Source organism: Streptosporangium sp. NPDC001681 (assembly GCF_040298085.1).
Classification (GTDB): Bacteria; Actinomycetota; Actinomycetes; order Streptosporangiales; family Streptosporangiaceae; genus Streptosporangium.
Genome location: NZ_JBEOZN010000017.1, coordinates 78,395 through 101,632, shown reverse-complemented (window position 1 = coordinate 101,632; position 23,238 = coordinate 78,395). Strand labels below are relative to the sequence as shown.

Here is a 23,238-nt window from a genome sequence, read left to right as displayed (position 1 = left end):
GAACCCGGACGCCAAACGTCACGCTCCGTTATGGTTCCCACATCGAATGGTGAGGCCGTGGCCAAGTGGCCACGCTGACTCAGTCCGGCCTGCGGGGGAAGCGAGCCGGACCGGTGCCGAGGGGACCGGCATCCGCACATTCACGGCACGGGGGGTGCTTGATGAACGACAACTTGACGGCGTTCGAACGCCGGACGCACTTCGGCTACACCGGCTCGGCGTGGGTTCTCACCACGCCCACCGGTGCGTGAGCACAGGGGCGTTTCACGCGAGGAACTCCAGCAGAGCGGGTTGATGGCGGTCGCCATCCTGCTCGTGCTCGGGGTGGTCGCGGCGTGGAGCGTCCTGGTTCCCGGTGTCAGCGCGTGGGAGAACATCATCGTCGCGGTGATCGGCTCGCTCCGGTTGACCGGCCCGGTGGCGGCCGCGTTCGCCGCGTGGGTGGCGGTGCGCAGGCGGCGCGGGACGGGGGGCCGATCGATGACCCCGTGGCAGGCGGTGCGGGCGCCGCTGGCGATCCTGGTGGTGACGGGTGGCGCGTTCACCGCCACCGTCATGGTCCTGGCGGTCAGGACCATGATCACCGAGCAGGCCGGGCGACTGCTGCCCAGCGGCCTGGTGATGGGCGTGGCCGGGCTGGCGCTGTACGTCGTCATCGGCTGGGTCACCGGCTGGCTGATGCCGTGGACGATCACGCCGGTCCTGGCCGGACTCGGTTGCTACAGCCTGTTCACCTGGCTGTGTCACGGGCCGACCTGGGCCGACCGGCTCGCCCCCGCCACGCGGGAGCCGTACGACCCGTTCCAGGGGCTGAACTCGGCGGCGTTCACCGACCAGACGCTCTGGCTGGTGGGGATCAGCGCGGCGCTCCTGCTCGGCTGGGCCGCGGTCGTGACGCGCCAGGCCCTGGTGCTGGCCGCCGCGCTGATCGCGGTGCTGGCGGCGGGGACCGGCATGGCCCGCCTGTTCACCGAGGAGCAGCCGGTCTCGGCCCAGCAGATCGTCTACAGCTGCCAGGAGTGGCCGATCATGGTCTGCGTGCACCCGGGGATGCGCGCCGGACTACCCGAACTGGGCTCGGAGTTCATCAAGATCGCCTCCCGGCTGGCCGGGACACCCGGGGAGTTCTCCCGGGTGGAGCAGCACCCCAGACGTGACGGTTCCGCCCTCTCCGCGGGCGTGATCGCGATCCACGTGGACGATCTGGCCACGGGGTTCGCCGAGAAGGCGGCCGACGAGTTCGTCGACGGCCTGGCCGCGCGGTGTGACGCCACTCCCGCGGCGGGCTACCGCGACATCGTGGCCGCGTGGCTGCGGGGTGAGCCGCTTCCCGGCGGGCCGCTCGCGGAGCACCGGTACGCGGCGGCGTGGTTCTCGGGGCTCACGGACGTCCAGCGGCGCGACTGGCTCCGGCTCTACTACGCGGACTTCACCGGCTGCCGGTTACAAAGCACTCACTTTGGTGGCCAGTCCGGGCAGACCGCCCAGACAGGACAGTACAGCCAGCCGGGGCAGGGTGCGGGAGGCACCTCGACCGGACCCGAGCCCAGGTCAGGACCCGTCCACCAGGCACCCGGCGGGCCGCCGCCGCCCGGGACGGGTGTCCCGCCCGCCCCGTGGCGTGCCCCCTTCGCCGAAGGCGGCACGCCGCCGTCGCCACGGGGCTGACAAGATCGGCATAGGCTCGGCGTGAGAAGGTCGCCCCCCGGGGAAGGAGAGCTTCGTGAAAGCCTCCCAAGAAGCTCCGCCCGAGACCCCCCAGGCGGCGCCTCGCAGGCGCCGCTGGCGTTTCCTCGCCGGGCTGCTCGTCGTCATGGTTCTTCTCGTCGTGGGTGCTCGCCTGACCTGGTCGTGGCTGAACCCGTTCGGCGAGGCCACGATCGACCGCAGCCAGCCCGTGCTGCTGGAGTCCATTCACAACCTCAGCCGTTTCGAGGCCGCCACCGGCAACTTCCAGGTCGTGGTCGACCTGGAGAAGGACGCCGCCTTCCTGCCCGACGCGATCAAGGGCAGCCGGACGCTCTTCGTCGGTGCCGGTGGCGTCGACGCCTACGTCGACTTCGGCGGCATCGGCAACGGCGGGCTGACGGTCTCCCCCGACCGCACCGAGGTCACGGTCAGGCTGCCCCGCGCCCAGTTGGAGAAGCCGAATCTCGACAACAAGCGCTCCTATGTCTACGCCCAGCAGCGTGGCCTGCTGGACCGGGTCGAGGACTTCCTGTCCTCCTCCCCCTCAGACCAGCAGGAGCTCTACGTGCTGGCCGAGAAGAAGATCGCCGAAGCCGCTCTGGCCAGCGATCTGCGCAACCGCGCCGACCAGAACACCAAGATCATGCTTGAGGGCATGCTGAAGGGGCTCGGCTTCGAGAAGGTCATCGTCAAGTTCGCCGACGAGACCTGACGCCCCCGTGTCCTGGCCCTCGGCGCTCCGGCCGGTGCGGGGCCCCGCCCACGCTCACCGGGTTCGGCGGCGCGCCGCCGCGGAGACGACCTCGCCCGCCCCCTTGGGACACCTTGGAAACCATGGAAGCGCGGTGAGGGTTCGCGGGCGCCGCTAGGTGCCGGGAGGCCCCACCACCGTCAGAAGCTCGTCAGCCGCGGTGTAGGGGTCGAGTTCCGCGTCCAGAACGCGGGTGGCGAGGGCGTCGAGGCGCCGGTCTCCGTGCAGGTCGGCGAAGCGGGAGCGCAGGGTGGTGAGGGCGATCGCCTCGATCTCGTCCCGGGCCCTGGCCTGGCGGCGGCGGACGAGCTCGCCCGACCCCTCCAGATAGGCCAGGTGGCCGTCGAGGGCCGCGACCACCTCCTCTGCGCCCTCCCCCCGCAGGGCCACGGTCGGCACGATCGGCGGTCTCCAGGGCCGGTCGACCAGGGCGATCATGTTGCGGAGCTCGCGGATCGCGGCCTGGGTGCCCTCTCGGTCGGCCTTGTTCACCACGAACACATCGGCGATCTCCAGGATGCCCGCCTTGGCCACCTGGACGCCGTCGCCCATCCCCGGGGCGAGCAGCACGACCGTGGTGTCGGCCAGCGAGGCGATGTCGACCTCCGCCTGGCCGACACCGACGGTCTCGACGAGGATGACCTCGCAGCCGGCCGCCTCCAGGACGCGCAGCGCCTGGGGCGTGGCCCAGGACAGCCCGCCCAGGTGGCCCCTGCTCGCCATCGACCTGATGAACACGTCCGGATCGGTGGCGTGGTCCTGCATCCGGACCCGGTCGCCCAGCAGCGCCCCGCCGGTGAACGGCGAGGAAGGGTCGACGGCGAGCACGCCGACCCTCACGCCACGCCTGCGGAACGCGTGGACCAGCATCCCCGTGGAGGTCGACTTGCCGACACCGGGCGGGCCGGTCAGGCCGATGATCCGGGCCTGGTGTGGCCGGTCGGCGCAGAGCAGCGCGGCGATCTCCCTGAGTCCGGGGGAACCGTTCTCGACCATGGAGATCAACCGGGCCACGGCCCGGGGTCGGCCCTCCCTGGCCAGCGCGACCAGGTCGGAGACCTCCAAGGTCATGCCGAGGGAACGCGGATGATCAGAGCGTCACCCTGCCCGCCACCGCCGCAGAGGCCGGCCGCGCCGAGGCCGCCGCCCCTGCGCTTGAGCTCGTAGGCGAGGGCGAGGACGATGCGGGCGCCGGAGGCGCCGATCGGGTGGCCGACCGCGATGCCGCCGCCGTTGACGTTGACCTTGTCGAGGGGGACGTCGAGCTCCTTGACCGACTGGAGGACCACCTGGGCGAAGGCCTCGTTGATCTCCACCAGGTCGAGGTCACCGGCGACGAGTCCCTGCTTGCCGAGGGCGTGCTTGATCGCGTTGGCCGGCTGGGACTGGAGCGAGTTGTCGGGCCCGGCGACGTTGCCGTGGGCGCCGATCTCGGCCAGCCACTCAAGACCGAGCTCCTCGGCCTTGGCCTTGGACATCACGACGACGGCGCAGGCGCCGTCGGAGATCTGCGAGGCGGACCCGGCGGTGATCGTGCCGTCCTTGGTGAACGCCGGTCGCAGTCGCGACAGGACCTCGACCGTGGTGTCCCCGCGCACGCCCTCGTCGGCGGAGAAGACCGTCGGCTCGCCCTTGCGCTGCGGGATCGCCACCGGCACGATCTCGTCGTCGAAGGTCCCGTTCTTGATCGCGGCGGCGGCGAGCGTGTGGGAGCGGGCGGAGAACTCGTCCTGCTCCTCGCGGGTCAGCCCGAAGCGCGCGTTGTGCCGCTCGGTGGACTCGCCCATGGCCACCTGGTCGTAGACGTCGGTGAGGCCGTCGAAGGCCATCGAGTCGATGATGCCGGCGGCACCGTACTTCACGCCCTTGCGCAGGCCGGGCAGCAGGTGCGGGGCGTTCGACATGGACTCCATGCCGCCCGCGACCACGATGTCGAACTCACCTGCCCGGATGAGCTGGTCGGCCAGGGCGATGGAGTCCAGGCCGGAGAGGCAGACCTTGTTGATCGTCAGGGACGGCACGGACATCGGGATGCCCGCCTTGACGGCGGCCTGGCGGGAGGGCATCTGACCCACACCCGCCTGGAGCACCTGCCCCATGATCACGTACTGCACCGCCTCTGGAGCGACGCCGGAACGCTCCAGCGCGGCTTTGATCGCGATGCCGCCGAGTTCGACGGCCGACAGGCCGGACAGCGAGCCGAGCAGTCGGCCGATGGGGGTTCGAGCCCCGGAGACGATGACGGAAACGGACATAACAGGGGGCCTCCCTGACAGGGCTTGGAGCGACTTTGCCACCATACCCATGGGCACATCGGTGACCTTGAAGGAGGATGGCTCTATGTTCATGCGCATCGACCACGTGGGAATCGCCTGCCACGATCTTGAGGAGAAGATCGCTTTTTTCGAGCAGACCTTCGAGCTCACGGTGGTGGCCCGCGAGGTGAACACCGAGCAGGGGGTGAAGGAGGCGATGCTGCACATCGCCGACGGGGAGGGCGGTGGATCGTATATCCAGCTCCTCGAACCGCTCGGCTCCGACACGCCGGTCGGTAAATTTCTCGCGAAGCGCGGGGAAGGCGTTCATCATGTCGCCTTCGGTGTTCCGGACGTCGTGCGTGCTCTGGACACGATCGGCGGCAGGGGCGTCCGGCTGCTCGACGAACGGCCGCGCCACGGCTCCATGGGTTCGTCCATCGCCTTTCTTCACCCCAAAGACGTGGGGGGAATGCTTACCGAACTCGTACAGGCTCCGGAAAGGCAAGCTGAGACCACGTCGAATGCAAGAAACGCCGATACGTAACAAGTCGCGCATAAAGTCGGACGAGACCGCCAACTCGGCAACGGCGGAGTACGCTGGCGTACCACCGGACGTGGATCCCGCCCCGGCTCCCGCTTCGGATGCCTGAAACCCCCGTCCGGCCCGTGTAGCCGTCTCGACAACCCAGGATCGAGCCTCCATGCAGTCCGACATCGACGCCCAGCTCAACAACTTCTTTGAAGACGCCCCCGCTCGGGAATTCGACGTGGTGCTCCGGGGCTATGACCGGCACCAGGTCCACGACCATCTGAAGCAAATCGACGGTGAGCTTCGGCAGTCCCGGGAGCAGGTTCAGAACCTGCAACGGGATCTGTCCGACTCCCAGCGCCAACTTCAGGAGCAGGAGCGCCCGACCTACTCCGGCCTCGGCGCCCGGATCGAGCAACTGCTCCGCCTGGCTGAGGAACAGGCGACCGAGCTGGTCCAGGCAGCCAGGTCCGAGGCGAACGAGATCAAGGCGGCCTCCAAGGTCGAGGCCGCCGACCTGCGTGCCGCCGCGGAGAACGAGGCCGCGGAGAAGCGCGCCCTCGCCACCCGCGAGGTCGACGAGATGCGCACCACCGCGGAGCGCGAGGCCGAGGAGATCCGCTCGACCGCCCGCCGCGAGGCCGACGAGCTGACCGCCACCACCGAGCGCGAGGTCTCCAAGCTGCGGGCCACCGCCGACCACGAGGTGGCCGAGAAGCGCGCCGACGCCGAGCGCGAGATCGCCAAGCTGCGCACCACCACCGAGCGCGAGGTGGCCCAGCTGCGCGCCTCGACCAAGCGCGAGCGTGACGAGGTCCTCACCACCGCCAAGCGCCAGGCCGACGAGATGCGCGCCCAGGCCCAGCGGGTGCTTGAGGAGTCCGAGGCCAAGCGGGCCCAGGACGAGGCGGAGTTCGAGATCCAGCTCGCCGCCCGGCGCGAGGAGGCCGAGCGCCAGGAGGCCGAGCGCCACGCCACCGCGCAGGCCGCCACCCAGAAGCTGGTCGCCGAGGCCGAGCAGCGTGCGGCCACCGCCGAGCAGCGCGCCACCAAGGCCACCCAGCAGGCCGAGCAGACCCGCCGCGAGGCCGACACGCACGCCAAGCAGCTGCTGGCCAACGCGCGCAAGAACGCCGACCAGGTCGTGTCCGAGGCCAAGTCGAGCGCCGAGTCCATCGTCTCCGAGGCCAAGGCGGAGTCCGAGCGGAGCCGCTCTGTCGCCCAGCGCCAGGTCGACGAGCTGACCCGCCAGCGCGACAGCATCACCAGCCACCTCGCGCAGCTGCGCCAGCTGCTCGGTGGCGCGCCGCTCCCGGCCGCCGACCCGGAGCCCGCGATCACCGCGGCCCCGCCGAAGCCGGCCATCCCCGCCGCCACCAACGGTGCCGAGAAGCCGGTTCCGACTCCTGCCAGGGCGGAGAAGGACGACGACGCGGAGTGGTGGCAGGAATAGGCGGCCGCTGACTCCGGGGCGTTGACGACGGCTGACGAGAGAGCCTGGTGACCTTCAAGGTCACCAGGCTCTCTCGGCGCCGTGGGGCTCGACCCGGCCGTCGAGGCGCTGCGACGGCGCCGGTCGATCTCGATTGACCGCGGCGATCGCCCTGCTCATCCGCGAGGTGATGATCCCCCGGCAAGCTCGGCGATGAAGTCCGACACCGCCCGGTTGAACGCCTCGGGCTGCTCGATCGCGCTGAGATGGCCGGCCTTCTCGATGACGGCCAGCCGCCCGTCGGGCACCGCCTCGACCATCGCGCCCGCTTCCGCGGGCGGGGTGATCTCGTCCTCCTCGCCCACGATCACCAGGACCGGCGTCTTGATCGCCCGCAGCGTGTCAAAGGAGTCGGGACGGCCGGCCATGGCCCGTTGCGCCCAGGCCGCGGCCGTCGGCGGAGCCGACTGGACCAGCCCGCGCACCCGGCCGAACACCATCGCCCTGCTCCGCACCGTGGTCTGCCCGACCAGCCCAGGCAGCAACTCCTTCAGCAGGACGGAGGTGCCCTCCTGGAGCACCGCGGCGGCGATCCGCTCGCGGTTGGATCTCGCGGCCTCCGGGTCGGCACCCGCCTTCGTGTCGGCGAGGATCACCCCCAGCAGCCGGTCGGGGTGGCGGCGGCACAGGGCCATCGTCACGTAGCCGCCCATGGACAGGCCGCCGACGACCGCGCGGTCGACGCCCTCGCTGTCCAGCAGGCGCACGACATCGTCGGCCATCACGTCGAGGGAGGGAACGTCCCCGCCCAGCACCGAGCCGCCGAAACCGCGCAGATCGGGGGTGATGACCTTGCAGACCTCGGCCAGGCCCTCACGCTGGGCCAGCCACATGGCCGATGACAGGGGGAACGCGTGAAGGAGGACGACCGGAAGCCCCTCTCCAGCCGATCGCGTGTACAGCCGCACGCCGTCCACCGTATTCCCGGAGCCCCCGTCTGGCACCCCCGGTTCCACAACCGTTTATGACGTTGTGGTAACTCCGCGGTCAACGAATGGGACCCGGCAGGCGATACGGCGACGAGGATTCCGGGACGGGCCCGAACCGGACAGGGTACCTACGAGTCGGCGACCTCGGTGGGGAGGGGGTGGGCGGCCGGATTGACCCGCAGGACGATCTCGTTGAGGACGATCCGCACGTACGGCTCGCCGACCCACAGGTGCTTGGCGTCGTCCACCCCGATGACCTCGGCCTGGGGCACCCTGGCGAAGCGCTCGCGGGCCTGCTCGGGACGGAGGTAGTCGTCGAACTCCGGAACCAGCGCGGTCAGCGGCCGCCCGAACTCCGCCCACCCGTCGAGGTCGGCGTCGGTAGCCCTGTGCAGCGGCGGGGAGAGGAGGATCGCCCCCTCCACCAGCGGGTCGCGGCCCCACTTGAGCGCCAGTTCGGTACCGAAGGACCAGCCGAGCAGCCAGACCCGGGGCAGGTCGTGGAAGTCGGCGTACTCCAGGGCCGCGGCGACGTCCAGGCGCTCGTCCTCCCCCTTACCGAAGGCCCCCTGGGACGTTCCCCGCTCGGAGGTGGTGCCGCGCGTGTTGAACCGCAGCACCGCCAGGTCGGCGAGGGCGGGCAGCCGGTTCGCCGCCTTCTTGTAGACGTGGCTGTCCATCATGCCGCCGTGGGTGGGCAGCGGGTGCAGGCAGACCAGCGTGGCCACCGGAGGCCGTTCCGCGGGAAGGGCCAGCTCACCGACAAGTGTCAGCCCGTCACCGGTGTGCAGCTCGATCGGCTCCCTGCGCGCGGGCAGCACCGTAGAGGCCCGGATCTCCATGTCTCTCCTCACCACGACCGGCGATCCACGCCGGTCAGTATCTGCTTCTGCCAGGACCGCGCCTGACCCGGTTGCGCCAGCACGCGGTGTGCCAGTGCCTGCGCTCCTCCTCGCCGCCCTGCCAGGCGGGCCAGCTGACCAGGTGCGGCAGGCCCGGCCTGATCTCCTGGTCGCAGCCGGGGCAGCGGTAGACCTTGTCCGCCGCGCCGCCGGTGACCCGGCGCACCTGCCAGTCTCCGTCGGGCCACTCCTCCGTCTGGTCGACACCGGGCACGGAGCCGCCGAGGGGGCGGGCCGCACCCCGGTTGCCACCGCGGTCGAACGGGTCGGCCCGACGGGCCCTGCGGGGACTCACGGCAGGTCTCGGAAGCTCCGGACCCCCGCCGCGACGAGCTGCTCCAGCAGCGGCGCGGGCGCGAGGAACGGTTCGCGGTACTCCGCGTACAGGGCGCGCAGGCCGTCGCGGACGGTCTCCAGGCCCAACTCGTCGAGCATCTCGAACGGTCCCGCCTGGTAACCGCAGCCGAGCCGCATCGCGTTGTCGATGTCGTCGCGGGTCGCATAGCCGGAGTCGTACATCCGGACGGCGTCGTTGAGGTACGGGTACAGGAGCGCGTCGACCACGAACTCGGCCCTGTCCCGGCACGGCACCGGGACCAGGCCGATGAGCCGGACCAGCCCCTCCACGGCCCGCGCGACCTCGGGCCCGGTGAGCGCGGTGGAGGCGACCTCGGCGACCTGGTCGCCCACCAGGTGCAGGCCGACCAGGCGCTCGGGGTGCGGGAGCCCGGGGGCCAGCTCGACCACGGGAACGCTGGACAGCGCGACGACCAGCTCCGCGTCCTGCACGGGCACGATCTTGAAGCCCGCGGCGGAGAGCCTGGCGGCGAAGGCGTCACCCCCCTCGCCCAGCACCGCGACCAGGCCGGTCCAGGGCTCGTCCGCCGTCGGTTCCGGTTCGGCGGCCCGGTGGAAGCCGCCACCCGACTTGCGGCCGAGCAGTCCGGCCGCGACCCGCTCGCGCAGGATCGGCGCGGCGGCGTGACGGCGGTCGTGGCTCTCCCTGAAGAGCACGCTCAGCACCTCGTACGAGGTGTCCAGGCCGATCAGGTCGAGCAGGGCGAAGGGGCCCATCGGCAGCCCGGCACCGAGCCTCATCGCGGTGTCGATGCCGTCGCGGGTGGCCACGCCGTTCTCCAGCAGGACCGCGGCGTGGTTGAGGTAGGGCAGTAGCAGCCGGTTGACCACGAACCCGGCGCGGTCGCCGACGGTCACCGGGGTCTTGCCGAGCCGGCGCGCGAGGTCGGCGACCTCGCCGGCCAGGCCGTCGTCGGTGATCAGCGTGTGGATCACCTCGACCAGTCTCATGACCGGGGCCGGGTTGAAGAAGTGCATGCCGATCACCCGGCCGGGGCGGCCGGTGGTGGCCGCGATCTCGGTGACCGAGAGCGAGGAGGTGTTGGTGGCGAGCACCGCGGACGGCTTGCAGATCCGATCCAGGTCGGTGAAGAGCGCCCGCTTGAAATCCATGACCTCCGGAACGGCCTCGATCACCAGGTCGGCGTCCGCGAGATCCTCCAGCGAGGTGGTGAGGGTCACCCGGCCGAGGATCTCCGACCTCTCGGCCTGGCTCAGCCTGCCCTTGACGACCGCGCGGCCCGTGGAGTCCTCCAGATGGCCCCGGCCTCGCGTCAACGCCTCAGGGCCGGCCTCCACGCCGATCACGGCGATGCCCGCACGGGCGAAGCACTCGGCGATCCCGGCGCCCATCGTGCCGAGGCCGACCACGCCGACCGTCTCGAAACTGCCCGCCATCGTTCTCCCCACCCTGTCCGCGGATCCCGCGCCGCGCGACAAACCGCCCGTTCCTTGAACCGCAACAGTCTCCCAGAGAGGGCTCGGCTACCCAAAAGCCGGTCGAACATCCCGGGAGCTGAAAGAAAGTACTTGAATGGGAGTTGAGTAGTAATTAGTATTTGAGTACATGAAGACTGGAGAGGGCATGGGAGACGACCTGACACCGGAGGAGGCGCTGCGGCAGATCGGCGAGGTCGACCGGCGCACCCGGCGACCGGCACGCGTCGTCGGCCTGCTCTACGCGATCCTCGGCCTGGCCACGATCGCGTACTGGCCGATCATGTATCTCGGCCCCGGCTGGTCCCGGGCCGTGGTCGGGGTGGCATGGGTGGCGCTGACCGTCGTGTTCACCTGGTACCTCGGCCGTATGGGAATCCAGGACCGCGAGGTCACCTGGGCCAACAAGTCCACCGGGCCGGTGACGGTCACCTACCTCGTCGCCTTCCTGACCGTGTTCGTGTTCGGGATGTTCTTCCGCCCCGACGACCCGGGTCCCGGCTGGATCGCGACGCTGGTCACACTGACGGTCTGCGCGAGCGTCCCGCCCTTCTACGCGGCGTGGCGCGTGCTACGGGCGGAGCGGTGAGCGGCACGGGCGGAGCCGGAGGTGGTACGGGCTCGCACCCCCGGCACGACCTTGACGACGTCATCCACGCACCCGTCCGGCTGTCGATCATGGCCGCCCTGGCGGCCACCGACAGGGCCGAGTTCCGCTTCCTCCGCGACACCATCGAGGTCAGCGACTCCCTGCTCTCCAAGCATGTCATCACCCTGGAAGAGGCCGGCTACGTGCGCGTGGAGAAGGCCTTCGTGGGTAAACGCCCACGCACCTGGCTGGCCCTCACCGACGAGGGCCGCCGGGCGTTCCATGACTACGTCTCCGTGCTGAGACGCCTTACCGAGGGACCTCCCCCATGATCGAGATAAACGATCTACACAAACGATACGGCGACAAGACCGCTCTGGGCGGGGTGACGTTCTCCGTGAAACCCGGCGAGATGTTCGGCTTCGTCGGAGCCAACGGCGCGGGCAAGACCACCACGATGCGCATCCTGATGGGCGTGCTGACCCCCGACTCGGGCTCGGTGCTCCGCGACGGCCGGCCCCTGACGTTCGAAGACCGGCGCCGGTTCGGTTACATGCCCGAAGAGCGTGGCCTCTACCAGAAGATGCGAGTCGCCGATCAGATCGAGTACTTCGGCAGGCTCAGCGGCCTGACCGCGAGCGGGGCGAAGAAGGCCACCGGCGACCTGCTCGAACAGCTCTCGCTCACCGAACGCGCGACCGACACGGTGGACGCGCTCTCCCTGGGCAACCAGCAGCGCGTGCAGCTCGCGGTGGCGCTGGTGCACACCCCCGAGGTGCTCGTGCTGGACGAGCCCTTCTCCGGGCTCGACCCGCTCGCCGTCGACGCGCTGGCCGGGGTGCTCGTCGCACGGTGCGAGGCGGGCGTGCCCGTGCTCTTCTCCAGCCACCAGCTGGACCTCGTCGAGCGGCTCTGCCACTCGGTCGGCATCATCTCCGCCGGCCGCATGGTGGCCAGCGGCACCGTCGACGACCTGCGCGACCGGGAGGGACGCGGCCGGCTCAGGGTGGTCGTCAGGGACGCCTCCCCCGGCTGGGCCGCGTCCCTGCCGGGAGAGGTCGTCGAGAAGGGCGACGAGGTCCTCGTCGCGGACGTGGACGGCGACGGCCAGGACATCCTGCGCCTCGCGGTCAAGGCCGGAAAGGTCGAGCACTTCGGCTGGCAGCGGCCCACACTCACCGAGATCTTCAGGGAGGCGGTCGCGTGAGCGGGCTGCTGCTGGTCGCGCGGCGGGAGATCATCACGCGCGGCCGTACGAAGGCGTTCGTCATCGGGCTGGTGGTGAGCGCCGTGCTGGTCGGCGCGCTCGCGTTCCTGCCCAAGCTCTTCTCGGGGCCCGACTCCTACACCGTGGGCCTCGTCGGACCGCAGTCGCAGGCGCTGCAGCCGGTCCTGACCGGCACGGCCAAGGACGTGACGATCGCCGTCAGGGAGTTCCCCGACGAGGCCGCCGCGAGCGACGCGGTCAACGCCGGCGACGTGGACGCCGCGGTGGTGGACGGCCGCAGGGTGCTCGCCGACGGCGAGGTCGACCGCGAGCTGGGCCTGCTGCTGGAGAACGCGCACCAGACCGTCCAGACCCAGAGTCAGCTGGCCGACGCGGGCCTGGACGCGGCCAAGGTCGCCCAGGCGATGCAGGTCGCCCCCCTGGAGCAGGTCTCGGTCGGCGCCGACGCCCGCTACGCGAGCGTGCGGGTGGGCATCGCGTCCCTGCTGGTCATGGTCCTGTTCTTCCTGCTCATCTACTCCTCCATGTACGTCGCCATGGGAGTGATCGAGGAGAAGGGCAGCCGGATCGTGGAGATCCTGCTGACCTCGATCCGCCCATGGCAGCTGCTCGGCGGCAAGATCCTGGGGCTGGGCACCCTCGCGCTGGCCAATCTCGTCGTGATCATCGTGGCCGGTCTCGGCGCGGCGATGGCGACCGGCTTCGTGGCCGAGCTGCCCCCGGGCATGACGGGCATCGTGATCAGCACCCTGTTCTGGTTCATCCTCGGTTACGCGTTCTTCGCCGCGCTGGCGGCGGCGCTCGGGTCGCTGGTGTCCAGGCAGGAGGACGCGAACAGTGTGCTGACGCCGATGACGATGCTCATGACGATCACCTACCTGGTGGCCTACTTCGCGGCGGTCCAGCCCAGCAGCGCGGTGGCCAGGATCCTGTCGATGGTGCCGCCGTTCTCCTCGATGGTCATGCCGGTCCGGATGGCCGGGGGCGAGGTGCTCGCCTGGGAGATCGCGACGGGCTCGGCCCTGATGCTCCTGGCCACGGTGGGCACGCTCCTGCTCGGCGCGCGCATCTACCAGCGCGCGGTGCTGCGCACGGGCGCCCGCGTCAAACTCTCCGAGGTGGTCCGCTGACCGTGCTCGCCAAGCCGTACGCGTGAGCCGGGGCGCGGCTCACGCGTACGGACGCGGGCGGCGGGGTGGAGCCGCCGCCGTGGCCGGATCTCGGGGATCGGGGGGCCGCCGGGCCGATAGGCTTCGGTAATGCGTCTGGTCATCGCGCGGTGCAGCGTGGATTACGTCGGGAAGCTCACCGCCCATCTTCCGATGGCGCCTCGGCTCATCCTCATCAAGGCCGACAGCAGCGTCTCCATCCACGCCGACGACCGGGCCTTCAAACCGCTGAACTGGATGAACCCGCCGTGCAAGCTCCGCGAGGAGGAGGGCACCTGGACGGTGACCCACGGCAAGACCGGTGAGAAGCTCGTCCTCACCATGGAGGAGATCATCCACGACACCAGCCACGAGCTGGGCGTGGACCCGGGGCTCATCAAGGACGGGGTCGAGGCCCACCTGCAGGAGTTGCTGGCCGAGCACATCACCACGCTGGGCGCGGGCTGGACGCTCGTCCGCCGCGAGTACATGACGGCCATCGGCCCGGTGGACATCCTCTGCCGCGACCACACGGGCGCCTCCGTGGCCGTGGAGCTCAAGCGCCGCGCCGGCATCGACGCCGTGGAGCAGCTCACCCGCTACCTGGAGTTGATGAACCGCGACCCCCTGCTCGCCCCGGTGACCGGCATCCTGGCCGCCCAGAGCATCGCCCCGCAGGCCAAGACGCTGGCCGAGGATCGCGGAATCCGCTGCGTCACCCTCGACTACGACGAACTACGCGGCATCGAGCGCAACGACACGCTGTTCTAGCAGGGCTTACCGGACGAGCATGCCCGCACCGCACGTGACGGCGGGCGGAGCGGCCCCGGGTCCGCTCGCAGGTATCGGTCCATCCGGCCTCAAGGCCGCGGCGACGGCGGGAATCCGCCGTCGCCTTGCCCCTCGAACCGAGCCATGTCCTCCGAACGGTGGACACGGGGTTCCATCGAACGTTGGTGCCGCGAAAGCCCGGTGAACGCGAGGCTTGAGGCATGAGCACAGCGGTGAGAGTGAGGGGCCTGACCAAGCGCTACGGCGACGTGCGGGCCGTCGGGGGCATCGACCTGGACATCCACGCGGGTGAGGTGTTCGCGATCCTCGGCCCCAACGGGGCGGGAAAGTCCACCACCGTGGAGATCCTGGAGGGGCACCGCACCAGGGACGCCGGGGAGGTCAGCGTCCTGGGCGTCGACCCCGGCAGGCCGAGCCGGGCGTGGCGCTCCCGGATCGGCATCGTGCTGCAGACGGCCAACGACGTGGCCGAGACGACGGTGCGGGAGACCGTGCGGCACTTCGCGGGCTACTACCCGGGCGCCAAGGATCCGGACGAGGTGATCGAGCAGGTCGGGCTGACCGACAAGGCGGACACGCGCATCCGGCGGCTCTCCGGCGGCCAGCGGCGGCGGGTGGACGTCGCGCTGGGCGTGATCGGCAACCCTGAGCTGCTCTTCCTGGACGAGCCGACCACCGGGTTCGACCCGGAGGCACGCAGGCAGTTCTGGGAACTGATCGAGGGCCTGGCCCGCGACGGCACCACGATCGTGCTGACCACCCACTACCTGGACGAGGCCGAGGCACTGGCCGGGCGGGTGGCCGTGGTCGCCGGCGGGCGGATCGTGGCCGAGGGCGAGCCCAAGACCCTGGGCGGCAGGGCCACCGCCAAGGCCAGGGTGAGCTGGTCCGACGGGGGCGAGCACCGCTTCCTGGAGACGGACACCCCGACCAGGACCGTCATGGAGCTGACCCACCGTTTCGGCGGCGAGGTCCCCGAACTGGCCGTGACCCGCCCCAGCCTGGAGGACGTCTACCTCCGCCTCATCGAGCCGCCCGTCTGGGCGACCGCCCGTCCGAGCGACCGGCCGCCGGCGGTGACCGTCCGCCGGGCTCGGGCCGGCCGCCCTGCCGACCATCCCGGCCCACGGCCACGGCCGGCCCATTGACCGGCAGGCGAAAAGCCTGACCCCGCCGCCACCCCAGCGAGCATCGACCGATCCCCCGAGGTGACCACCGAGATGAGCCAGCCCCTTACCCGACCCGCCTCTCAGCCCGTCATGGCACGGCCCCCCTCCGCGGTACGGCTGGGACTGTCGCGGGCGGTTATCGAGACCAGGATGTTCTTCCGCGAGAGGGACGCGGTCATCTTCACCTTCGCCTTCCCGATCATCATGCTGGTGCTCTTCGGTTCGATCTTCGGGGATGATCTGGAGGGAACCGGGCTCAACGTCTCCCAGGTCTACGTGGCCGGGCTGATCGGCGTCGCCGCGATGACTGGATTCCAGAACCTCGGGATCAGCATCGCGGTGGAACGCGACGACGGCGCGCTCAAGCGGCTGGCCGGCACGCCGCTGCCCCGCACCGCCTACTTCGTGGGCAAGGCGTTCAACACCCTGTTCGTCTCCTTCTGCCAGGTCGTCCTCCTGCTGGCCATCGGGACCGCGCTGTTCGGCCTGGAACTGCCGTCGGAGTCGTCCAGGTGGGCGACCTTCGCCTGGGTGTTCGTGCTGGGCGTGCTCAGCTCGTCACTGCTCGGCGTCGCGATCAGCAGCCTGCCCCGGTCGGCCAAGAGCGCGGCGGTGATCGCGATGCCGTTCGTGGTGCTGCAGTTCATCTCCGGGGTGTTCATTCCTATCGCCATGCTGCCGTCCTGGCTGGTGAACATCTCCTCGATCTTTCCGCTCAAGTGGATGTGCCAGGGTTTCCGCTCGGTCTTCCTGGGCGACGCCGGCGCCACACTGGAGCTCGCGAAATCGTACGAACTGGACCGGGTCGCCCTGATCCTGGGAGCCTGGGTCATCGGAGGACTGGTGCTGTGCCTGATGACGTTCCGCTGGAAAAGCCGCCGCGATGGATGACAGGGCGTATCCAACGTCCCGGCCTCCCGACCGGTGGAGCCGGGGTCCACGCATGGCAGTCGCTGCGCGGCTGGGAGATGCTCCTGGTCGTCGGAACGCTCCTGCCCACCTGGGCCGCGCTGACCGTCGACGTGCCCTGGCAGGAGAAGGTGATCGTGGCGGGCTGCCTGCTCTCGGTCCTGCCGCTCTATCTCCTGCTGGGCCGCCCGGCGATCGTCACCAACGACCGGCGGAGGGGGGCGGTCTACATCGCCCTGCTGGTCGTGCTGTTCACCCCGGCCGGGCTCACCGCGTCGTACGCGACGTTCGCCCTGTTCGGACTCTGCCCGCAGTGTTTCATCGTCTTTCCCGCCAGACGGGCGATGATCGCGGTCACCGCGCTCAACCTCTCTCCGGCGATCCGTTACATCTTCCTGGTCGGGGCACCGGAGCCGTTCAACTTCCTGATGGTCATCACCATCGTCATCTTCTTCTCCTCCATTTTCGGCGTCTGGATCGAGCGGATCACCAGGCAGAGCGAGGAGCGGGCCATGCTCATCGAGGAACTGGAGAGCAGCCGGGCCGAGGTGGCCAGGCTCTCGGCCGAGCGCGGAGCGCAGGCCGAGCGCGAGCGGCTCGCCGGGGAGATCCACGACACCCTGGCGCAGGGCTTCACCAGCATCATCATGTTGCTCCAGGCCGCCGAGGCGCAGCCGGACCCGTCCGGACACCTGGCGCTGGCCGTGCGGACCGCGCGGGAGAACCTCGCGGAGGCACGCATGCTGGTCACCACGCTGAACCCGGCACCACTGGACGGCTCGACCCTGGATGAGGCACTGCGGCGGTTGACGAACCGGCTCGGCGAGGAGACGGGAATGTCAGCGGGGTTCGAGGTGCACGGGAAGTCCCGGCCGCTGAGCGCGCCGGTCGAGGTGGTGCTCGTCCGCGCCGTCCAGGAGGGCCTGGCCAACGTGCGCAGGCACGCGGACGCGAGATCCGCGGCCGTCTCGATCGCCTATCAGGACGGATCGGTGCTGCTGAAGGTGCGCGACGACGGGTGCGGCTTCGACCCGTCCGGCGCCCAGGGATACGGTCTGCGGGGCATGCGCGCCCGCGTGGAACAGGTCGGCGGGGCCCTCGCGGTGACGGGTCTCCGGGGTGAGGGGGCCTCTCTTGAGGTGCTCATCCCCACCGACCGGCCCGGCATCCGCACAGACGCCCCCACCGACCGACTCGACCAGAAAGCGTGACACATGCTCCGGGTAATGATCGTCGACGACCACCCGGTGGTCAGGGAGGGCCTTCGGGGCATGCTGGAGGCCGACCCCGGGATCTCGGTGGCGGGTGAGGCGGCCTCGGGGGACGAGGCGGTCGTGCGGGCCGGTGAGCTACGACCCGACGTGATCCTGATGGATCTGCGCATGCCGGGCGGGGACGGGGTGAGCGCCACCTCGCGCATCCTCACCGAGCGGCCCCAGAGCCGGGTGATCGTGCTGACCACCTACGAGACCGACGCGGACATCGTACGGGCGGTCGAGGTGGGCGCGGCGGGATACCTGCTGAAGGACACCTCAAGGGCGGACCTGCTCGCCGCGATCCGCTCTGCGGCGCGGGGGGAGACGGTGCTGTCCCCGTCGGTGGCGACCAGGCTGGTCACCCGGATGCGGGCACCGGTGGCCGAGTCGCTGTCACCGCGCGAGACGGAGGTGCTCTCCCTGGTGGCCGGCGGGCTGACCAACGCGGAGATCGGCCGGGCCCTGTTCATCAGCGAGACCACCGTCAAGACCCACCTGCTCCGCATCTTCGGCAAGCTCGGCGTCTCCGGCCGCACCGCCGCCGTGACCACCGCCCTGGACCGAGGTCTGCTCACCCGTTAAGCCATCCGCCGATTCTCAGTGGTTGTCAGTGCGAATCGGCCAGGCAGAGCTCAGGACACCAACTATCGGCGATACCCGGCCCGCCACCGGAAATCCCACCGTCGGCCTCATTTCAGCCTGCCCTCAAATGATATTGGGCCCAGACCTCATCCAGAGGCGCGATTTCTGGCACCAAGAACGGGCAGTCCGTGCCCTCCGTTCCGCACCGGCAGAAGAGAAGCGCATAAACAACCGGAAAAGCCGCCGCCGCACTCGTGGCCATGGTCACGCCGACCGGCCTCATTTTCATCCCGACGGTCGCGTCGGCCGCCCAGGAGAACGCCGCGGAAGAGTGTCGATGACCCACGGCACCGCGCGGCGGACGCCGCCCCGGCAGGTGGGCAGCCCAGCTTGTAAGTAATGGTTTACTGTGCAACGACTTCCGGTCTATCGTGAGCGGAACGTGCCCGTACCGCCCGCTGCCGGGGCGGCGGGCGCCGCGCATCTCGCCTTTCCGGCGGGCGCCGACCTTCCCCGAGCGGCGTTTCGCCTTCCAGGGCATCCGTCACGGCACAGAGGAGACGACCTTGACCACGGCGACCGGACAGCGCACCTTCGACTCCCTCGACCCGGCCACCGGCGCCGTCGTCGGCACCCACCCGATCCAGGACGCCGCGGCGGTGCGCGCCGCCGTGGCGGAGGCCGGGATCGCCGCCGCGTGGTGGGCCGGGCTGGAGCGGGCCGAGCGCCGGCGCCGGCTGCTCGACTACAAGGCGATCCTCGCGCGTGACCTGACCAGGATCGCCCGCCTCGTCCATGAGGAGACGGGCAAGCCGGAGGCCGACGCCACCCTGGAGGTCGTCCTGGCCATCACCCACCTCGACTGGGCCGCCAGGAACGCGCACAAGGTGCTCGGGATGCGACGGGTCTCCCCCGGACTGGTCGGCGCCAACATCGCGGCCACCCTGGAGTACCTGCCGCTGGGGGTGATCGGGGTGATCGGGCCGTGGAACTACCCGGTGTTCACCCCGATGGGATCGATCGCCTACGCGCTGGCCGCGGGGAACGCCGTGGTGTTCAAGCCCAGCGAGCTGACCCCGGGCGTGGGCGTGCTACTGGCCGCGCTGTTCGCCGAGGCGGTGCCGGAGCACCGGGTCTTCCAGACCGTCACCGGGCTGGGCGAGACCGGCGCGGCCCTGGCGGGGGACCCCGGGGTGGCGAAGATCGCCTTCACCGGCTCGACCGCCACCGCCAAGCGGGTGATGGCCGCGTGCGCGACGAACCTGACGCCGCTGGTCGCCGAGTGCGGCGGCAAGGACGCGCTGATCGTGGACGCCGACGCCGACCTGCCCGCCGCCGCGGACGCGGCGCTGTGGGGCGCGCTGTCCAACGCGGGCCAGACCTGCGTCGGGGTGGAGCGGATCTACGTGGTGGACGCGGTCTACGACGCCTTCATGAAGGAACTCACCGATCGGGCCGGTCAGGTGAAGGCCGGGCGCGACTACGGCCCGATCACCATGCCCGCCCAGCTGGACATCATCCGGCGGCATATCGACGACGCGGTCGCGGGCGGCAGGGCCGTGCTGGGCGGGACCGGCTCGGTCCGGGCGCCCTTCGTCGACCCGGTGATCGTCGAGGACGTGCCCGAGGACTCCCCCGCGGTCCGCGAGGAGACGTTCGGCCCGACGGTGACGGTGAAGCGGGTCGCCGATGTGGAGGAGGCGCTGGAGAAGACCAATGCCACCGCGTACGGCCTGGCCGGGACCGTTTTCTCGGGAAACACCCGGCGGGCTCTGGAGCTCGCTCGCCGGATGCGCGGCGGGATGACCGCCATCAATTCGATCATCTCCTTCGCGTCCATCCCCGCGCTGCCGTTCGGCGGGGTCGGAGACTCCGGATTCGGCCGTATTCACGGCGCGGACGGGCTGCGGGAGTTCGCCCGCCCCAAGGCCGTCTCCCGCCGGCGCTTCGCGCTGCCCGGGATGAACATCACCTCGTTCACCCGTAGCCAGAAGGAACTTGACCGGCTAGTCAGACTTGTTACCTTCTTGCATGGACGACGCAGGTAATAACACAATGCCCCTTCCACAAAAAGGATCTTGCACCCATAATGGTTGATTCTGGGGGCCAGAGCCATGAGGTGGAAGTGATAAAGCGATTATTTGTCAACCCCATATCGACGTTCAGGTACTTGACATGAACGGACGGTCATATCGGGGAATGTCAGCGGAGGAGCGACTGGCAGAACGCCGGGAACGTCTGATCTCCGCGGCGTACAACCTCTACTCCGATCCAGGATTCCCCGAAACCACGATTGAGAGGCTGTGCGCCGCGGCACGCATCTCCAACCGCGCCTTCTACGAATGCTTCTCCGGACGCAACGAGTTGATGCGGGCCGTGCACGACCGATGCGTGCACGAGACGCTGCAGTCGGTGGCGAAGTCCATAGAGCAGGCCCCTGACACCCTGGCCGCCCGGGTCGAGGCGGGAATCTCCGGATACATCAATTTCGTCACCGAAGACAGGCGCCGTGCCAGGATCATGCATCTGGAGGTGCGCAGAGCAGGTGACTGCCTCGTCACCTCACGGCAGCTGGCCGTCACGGCCTTCACCGACATGATCGAGCTGAACGTCGCGGATCTGCCGGAGGCGGTCAAGGCCAACCGGCACCTGCTCGCGCTGGGCATGATCGGAGCGATCCAGGAGCTGCTCATCGAGTGGGTGCTGGCCGACGACCCGCCCTCGACCGAGAGCATGATCAGCACTGCCGTTCACATCTTCTACCGGTCTTTCACCGGGTGACCCGGTCACCTCGGTACGACCTCGACGAGGCGGAGACGAGGACGGGCCTCAGCCGGCCCGTCCTCCGATATGTTCCGGTGCCGCCGGTGTCCCGAATTCCGGCGGGCGACCGGATCAGGCCACCGCGGCCATGGGGTGCTCGACGGTCAGGACCCGGTTGAGCCGGGTCACCGCCAGCACCCGCATGATCCTCGGCGGCACCCTCCTGAGAATGAGGCGGCGTTCCGCGCCCACAGCGCGGCGATGCGTGCCCACCAACACCCCCAGCCCGGTGGCGTCGATCATTTCCAGCCCGGAAAGATCTACGATCAGGTCGCCGCGCCCGGAGTCGACCGCCTCGTGCAGCCGCGGGCGCACTCCGGTGACGGTTCCCACGTCGAGACGGGCCCCGACGCTGACCACCTGGGCCTGGGGGTTACCAGGGACGCGCATGCCTCCTCCTCACACCTGGCCACAAAAGAGACGTGACCAGGCACAACGGCGGTGCGTCACCGCAGCCAGTCGATCACGCACCGCATTCATATGCTGCCACAGCGTGTAAGAAGGAGCGAACTTCCTCCGCGTCAGAATTCCCCCTTCTTACCAACACAGGAACCTCTTGCCCGAATCAACGGATAAAACGCGGTTCACAGCCAACCTTTTTGTTGAGCCGCCCGGATGGCGGTGATCCGGTTGCTCGCCCCCAGCTTGGTGATGGCACTGGACAGGTAGTTGCGCACGGTGCCCTGGGTGAGGTGGAGCGAGGCGGCGATCTCGGCGACCGAGGCTCCCCGCGCGGCCAGCTCCAGGGAGCCGCGCTCGCGCTCGGTGAGAGGACTCTCACCGGCCATCATCGCCGAGGCGGCCATCTCCGGGTCGAGGTAGCGCCCGCCCGACCAGACCTTGCGGATCGCCTTCGCCAGCTCATCGGCGGGGGTGTCCTTGGGGATGAAGCCACGCACCCCGGCGGCGAGCGCCCGCCGCAGGTAGCCGGGCCTGCCGAAGCTGGTCAGCACCAGCACCGCGTGGCCCGGCAACGTCTCGGCGACGCTCAGCCCGTCCATCCCCGGCATCTCGATGTCCAGCACGATCACGTCGGGCCGGTGTTCCCTCACGGCCTCGGCCACCAGGTCCCCCCTGGCCACCTCGGCCACCACCTCGATGTCCGGCTCCAGGCCCAGCAGGGTGGCGATCGCCCCTCTGACCAGGTGCTCGTCATCGGCCAGCAGTACCCGGATCATCGTGCTTCCTCCAGCGGAACCGTCGCCCGCAGCCTGAACTCCCCCGGGCCCCCCGGGCCTACCGTGACGGATCCTCCGGTGGCGGTTACCCGCTCCGACAGCCCGATGAGACCGGTGCCGCCGACGCCGTCCATCTCGGCCACCCCGTCGTTGGTCATCTCCAGCACGGCGTTCCCCTCCTGGATCGTGATCGCGATCCGGCACCTGGTGGCGAAGCTGTGCCGCAGCACGTTGGTGGTGCCCTCGCGCACCACCCAGGCCAGCAGCGTGGCCGCCTCCTCGGGCACCTGATCACCCGGCTCCTTCAGCGTGCAGCGGACACCGCCCGCCTCCAGCACCGCGATCATCCCGCGCAGCTCGGCGGCGAGATCGACGGTCCGGTAGCCGCGCACCGCCGCGCGAATCTCCTTGAGCGCCTGCCGCGCCAAGGTCCTCACCTCCTCCATCTCCCCGGTGGAACGCCCGATGTCCACCCTCGACAGCTTGACGGCCACCTCGCTCTTGACCGCGATCGCGGTGAGGCTGTGCCCGACCAGGTCGTGCAGGTCGCGGGAGAAACGGAGCCGCTCCTCGGTGACGGCCAACCTGGCCTGCGCCTCCCTGCCCTCCTCGGCGGCCCTGACCACCTGCCAGAACCAGAGCTGGAACCGGTTCGTCCACGGCGCCACCACACTCACCACGAGGTAGATGATGAGGAGGGGGCGGGGATCGTCCGTGTACGGCGGCGCGAACACGTTGGCGAGATCGGCGACCGGTGACGTGAGAAGCGGGCCGACGACGGCCGCGGCGACGCAGGCGGCGATCGTGGCGGACCTGTTCAGCAGCAGCGCGGCACCCGACGCCCATGCCGGGGCGAGCAGCCCCCAGGACCAGAGATGGCCGTCCTGGGTCAGCATGAGGACCACCGCGACCATGGCCGAGGTGAGGATCGCGCCTCCGGCGGTGCTCCCCGCGACCGCCGCCTGAAGGATCCTCAGGGAGAGGACTGTGAAAACCACCAGGCCGAGCACCCCGACAAGCAGTGGGGTGAGCGGGAGCCGCCCGTCCACCTTCGCCAGCGCGCCCAGGGGACCGGCCCAGGCCATGACGATACCCATGCTCAGGGAGAGAACGGTCATCCGGCGGAGCCGCTGGAGGTGTGACCGCTTCCTCCCCCGGGGAAGCGCGAAGGGGATGAGGCGTCCGAGATGCCTCATCCCTTTCCGGCTAGTTTCGGATGA

Annotated in this window: 24 protein-coding genes; 15 read left to right on the top strand and 9 right to left on the bottom strand. The window is 70.0% G+C overall.

The genetic code is table 11. The annotated features are described in order from the left end of the window. Nucleotides 1-243: 243 nt before the first annotated feature. Together ABT130_RS11150 and ABT130_RS11145 are read left to right on the top strand one after the other, a co-directional pair. Entirely contained in the window at nt 244-1,668 is a 1,425-nt protein-coding gene (locus ABT130_RS11150; RefSeq protein ID WP_350954743.1) for a hypothetical protein, read from the top strand. Between the two features lie 55 nt (nt 1,669-1,723). After that, nucleotides 1,724-2,401 (top strand): DUF4230 domain-containing protein, encoded by a 678-nt coding sequence (locus ABT130_RS11145; RefSeq protein WP_350924757.1) that lies wholly within the window; start codon nt 1,724-1,726, stop codon nt 2,399-2,401. 153 nt (nt 2,402-2,554) lie between these two features. Here the strand turns inward: ABT130_RS11145 and meaB are convergent, their stop codons facing one another. Both meaB and ABT130_RS11135 read right to left on the bottom strand, forming a co-directional pair. Further along, on the bottom strand, nt 2,555-3,505 hold the full coding sequence (meaB, locus tag ABT130_RS11140) for a methylmalonyl Co-A mutase-associated GTPase MeaB (protein ID WP_451935154.1): 951 nt from the start codon (nt 3,503-3,505) through the stop codon (nt 2,555-2,557). A 2-nt stretch (nt 3,506-3,507) separates the two neighbouring features. Further along, complete coding sequence (locus tag ABT130_RS11135; RefSeq protein ID WP_350924752.1) at nt 3,508-4,695, bottom strand: acetyl-CoA C-acetyltransferase; 1,188 nt, start codon at nt 4,693-4,695, stop codon at nt 3,508-3,510. 85 nt (nt 4,696-4,780) lie between these two features. Between ABT130_RS11135 and mce the strand changes: the two genes are divergently transcribed. Then, a complete protein-coding gene (gene mce, locus ABT130_RS11130; RefSeq protein ID WP_350924749.1) occupies nt 4,781-5,242 on the top strand; it encodes a methylmalonyl-CoA epimerase in 462 nt (153 codons plus the stop codon). A gap of 157 nt (nt 5,243-5,399) precedes the next feature. After that, complete coding sequence (locus ABT130_RS11125) at nt 5,400-6,680, top strand: DivIVA domain-containing protein (protein ID WP_350954739.1); 1,281 nt, start codon at nt 5,400-5,402, stop codon at nt 6,678-6,680. A 155-nt stretch (nt 6,681-6,835) separates the two neighbouring features. Here ABT130_RS11125 and ABT130_RS11120 read toward each other — a convergent pair whose 3' ends face one another. From ABT130_RS11120 to ABT130_RS11105, 4 genes are all read right to left on the bottom strand, one after another. Beyond that, nucleotides 6,836-7,627, bottom strand: coding sequence for an alpha/beta fold hydrolase (locus ABT130_RS11120; protein ID WP_350954737.1), 792 nt, complete (start codon nt 7,625-7,627; stop codon nt 6,836-6,838). 149 nt (nt 7,628-7,776) lie between these two features. Further along, nucleotides 7,777-8,490 carry an alpha/beta hydrolase gene (locus ABT130_RS11115; RefSeq protein ID WP_350954735.1) on the bottom strand — a complete coding sequence of 238 codons (714 nt, stop codon included), beginning with the start codon at nt 8,488-8,490 and terminating at the stop codon, nt 7,777-7,779. Nucleotides 8,491-8,524: 34 nt separating this feature from the next. Continuing rightward, complete coding sequence (locus tag ABT130_RS11110; RefSeq protein WP_350924741.1) at nt 8,525-8,845, bottom strand: Rv1322 family protein; 321 nt, start codon at nt 8,843-8,845, stop codon at nt 8,525-8,527. After that, on the bottom strand, nt 8,842-10,305 hold the full coding sequence (locus ABT130_RS11105) for a 3-hydroxyacyl-CoA dehydrogenase family protein (protein WP_350954733.1): 1,464 nt from the start codon (nt 10,303-10,305) through the stop codon (nt 8,842-8,844). The genes ABT130_RS11110 and ABT130_RS11105 overlap by 4 nt, the downstream gene beginning before the upstream one ends. A 169-nt stretch (nt 10,306-10,474) precedes the next feature. On the opposite strand from ABT130_RS11105, the gene ABT130_RS11100 reads away from it, so the two are divergent. From ABT130_RS11100 to ABT130_RS11050, 11 genes are all read left to right on the top strand, one after another. Next, complete coding sequence (locus ABT130_RS11100) at nt 10,475-10,933, top strand: hypothetical protein (RefSeq protein ID WP_350954731.1); 459 nt, start codon at nt 10,475-10,477, stop codon at nt 10,931-10,933. After that, on the top strand, nt 10,930-11,265 hold the full coding sequence (locus ABT130_RS11095) for a winged helix-turn-helix domain-containing protein (protein ID WP_350954729.1): 336 nt from the start codon (nt 10,930-10,932) through the stop codon (nt 11,263-11,265). The genes ABT130_RS11100 and ABT130_RS11095 overlap by 4 nt, the downstream gene beginning before the upstream one ends. Next, nucleotides 11,262-12,140, top strand: coding sequence for an ABC transporter ATP-binding protein (locus ABT130_RS11090; protein WP_350954727.1), 879 nt, complete (start codon nt 11,262-11,264; stop codon nt 12,138-12,140). Before ABT130_RS11095 ends, ABT130_RS11090 begins: the two co-directional genes overlap by 4 nt. Further along, nucleotides 12,137-13,291, top strand: a complete 1,155-nt coding sequence (locus tag ABT130_RS11085; protein ID WP_350924730.1) for an ABC transporter permease — start codon at nt 12,137-12,139, stop codon at nt 13,289-13,291. Before ABT130_RS11090 ends, ABT130_RS11085 begins: the two co-directional genes overlap by 4 nt. Nucleotides 13,292-13,420: 129 nt before the next feature. Further along, on the top strand, nt 13,421-14,080 hold the full coding sequence (gene nucS, locus ABT130_RS11080) for an endonuclease NucS (protein ID WP_350924727.1): 660 nt from the start codon (nt 13,421-13,423) through the stop codon (nt 14,078-14,080). 221 nt (nt 14,081-14,301) lie between these two features. Beyond that, the gene (locus ABT130_RS11075) at nt 14,302-15,249 is read left to right on the top strand and encodes an ABC transporter ATP-binding protein (protein WP_350954725.1); all 948 of its coding nucleotides are present in this window, start codon (nt 14,302-14,304) and stop codon (nt 15,247-15,249) included. A 111-nt stretch (nt 15,250-15,360) separates the two neighbouring features. Beyond that, nucleotides 15,361-16,161 carry an ABC transporter permease gene (locus tag ABT130_RS11070; protein ID WP_350954723.1) on the top strand — a complete coding sequence of 267 codons (801 nt, stop codon included), beginning with the start codon at nt 15,361-15,363 and terminating at the stop codon, nt 16,159-16,161. Beyond that, complete coding sequence (locus ABT130_RS11065; RefSeq protein ID WP_350954721.1) at nt 16,158-17,390, top strand: sensor histidine kinase; 1,233 nt, start codon at nt 16,158-16,160, stop codon at nt 17,388-17,390. Before ABT130_RS11070 ends, ABT130_RS11065 begins: the two co-directional genes overlap by 4 nt. A gap of 3 nt (nt 17,391-17,393) precedes the next feature. After that, nucleotides 17,394-18,017: a response regulator gene (locus ABT130_RS11060; RefSeq protein WP_350954719.1), complete on the top strand. Its 624-nt coding sequence runs from the start codon at nt 17,394-17,396 to the stop codon at nt 18,015-18,017. 566 nt (nt 18,018-18,583) lie between these two features. Beyond that, nucleotides 18,584-20,065 (top strand): aldehyde dehydrogenase family protein, encoded by a 1,482-nt coding sequence (locus ABT130_RS11055; protein WP_350954717.1) that lies wholly within the window; start codon nt 18,584-18,586, stop codon nt 20,063-20,065. Between the two features lie 151 nt (nt 20,066-20,216). After that, a complete protein-coding gene (locus ABT130_RS11050; RefSeq protein ID WP_350924719.1) occupies nt 20,217-20,798 on the top strand; it encodes a TetR/AcrR family transcriptional regulator in 582 nt (193 codons plus the stop codon). Nucleotides 20,799-20,912: 114 nt separating this feature from the next. Here ABT130_RS11050 and ABT130_RS11045 read toward each other — a convergent pair whose 3' ends face one another. The 3 genes from ABT130_RS11045 to ABT130_RS11035 form a co-directional block, all read right to left on the bottom strand. Continuing rightward, nucleotides 20,913-21,230, bottom strand: a complete 318-nt coding sequence (locus ABT130_RS11045; protein WP_350924717.1) for an STAS domain-containing protein — start codon at nt 21,228-21,230, stop codon at nt 20,913-20,915. A 194-nt stretch (nt 21,231-21,424) separates the two neighbouring features. Then, a complete protein-coding gene (locus ABT130_RS11040) occupies nt 21,425-22,018 on the bottom strand; it encodes a response regulator (RefSeq protein ID WP_350924715.1) in 594 nt (197 codons plus the stop codon). After that, nucleotides 22,015-23,136 (bottom strand): sensor histidine kinase, encoded by a 1,122-nt coding sequence (locus ABT130_RS11035; RefSeq protein WP_350954715.1) that lies wholly within the window; start codon nt 23,134-23,136, stop codon nt 22,015-22,017. Before ABT130_RS11035 ends, ABT130_RS11040 begins: the two co-directional genes overlap by 4 nt. Nucleotides 23,137-23,238 lie beyond the last annotated feature (102 nt).

Bases quoted from the DNA above. Each gene is read 5' to 3' on its own strand.
- ABT130_RS11135 (WP_350924752.1), bottom strand. From the start codon at position 4,695: ATGTCCGTTTCCGTCATCGTCTCCGGGGCTCGAACCCCCATCGGCCGA.
- mce (WP_350924749.1), top strand. From the start codon at position 4,781: ATGTTCATGCGCATCGACCACGTGGGAATCGCCTGCCACGATCTTGAG.
- ABT130_RS11125 (WP_350954739.1), top strand. From the start codon at position 5,400: ATGCAGTCCGACATCGACGCCCAGCTCAACAACTTCTTTGAAGACGCC.
- ABT130_RS11115 (WP_350954735.1), bottom strand. From the start codon at position 8,490: ATGGAGATCCGGGCCTCTACGGTGCTGCCCGCGCGCAGGGAGCCGATC.
- ABT130_RS11105 (WP_350954733.1), bottom strand. From the start codon at position 10,305: ATGGCGGGCAGTTTCGAGACGGTCGGCGTGGTCGGCCTCGGCACGATG.
- ABT130_RS11100 (WP_350954731.1), top strand. From the start codon at position 10,475: ATGAAGACTGGAGAGGGCATGGGAGACGACCTGACACCGGAGGAGGCG.
- ABT130_RS11090 (WP_350954727.1), top strand. From the start codon at position 11,262: ATGATCGAGATAAACGATCTACACAAACGATACGGCGACAAGACCGCT.
- nucS (WP_350924727.1), top strand. From the start codon at position 13,421: ATGCGTCTGGTCATCGCGCGGTGCAGCGTGGATTACGTCGGGAAGCTC.
- ABT130_RS11075 (WP_350954725.1), top strand. From the start codon at position 14,302: ATGAGCACAGCGGTGAGAGTGAGGGGCCTGACCAAGCGCTACGGCGAC.
- ABT130_RS11070 (WP_350954723.1), top strand. From the start codon at position 15,361: ATGGCACGGCCCCCCTCCGCGGTACGGCTGGGACTGTCGCGGGCGGTT.
- ABT130_RS11065 (WP_350954721.1), top strand. From the start codon at position 16,158: ATGACAGGGCGTATCCAACGTCCCGGCCTCCCGACCGGTGGAGCCGGG.
- ABT130_RS11060 (WP_350954719.1), top strand. From the start codon at position 17,394: ATGCTCCGGGTAATGATCGTCGACGACCACCCGGTGGTCAGGGAGGGC.
- ABT130_RS11050 (WP_350924719.1), top strand. From the start codon at position 20,217: ATGTCAGCGGAGGAGCGACTGGCAGAACGCCGGGAACGTCTGATCTCC.
- ABT130_RS11045 (WP_350924717.1), bottom strand. From the start codon at position 21,230: ATGCGCGTCCCTGGTAACCCCCAGGCCCAGGTGGTCAGCGTCGGGGCC.
- ABT130_RS11040 (WP_350924715.1), bottom strand. From the start codon at position 22,018: ATGATCCGGGTACTGCTGGCCGATGACGAGCACCTGGTCAGAGGGGCG.
- ABT130_RS11035 (WP_350954715.1), bottom strand. From the start codon at position 23,136: ATGACCGTTCTCTCCCTGAGCATGGGTATCGTCATGGCCTGGGCCGGT.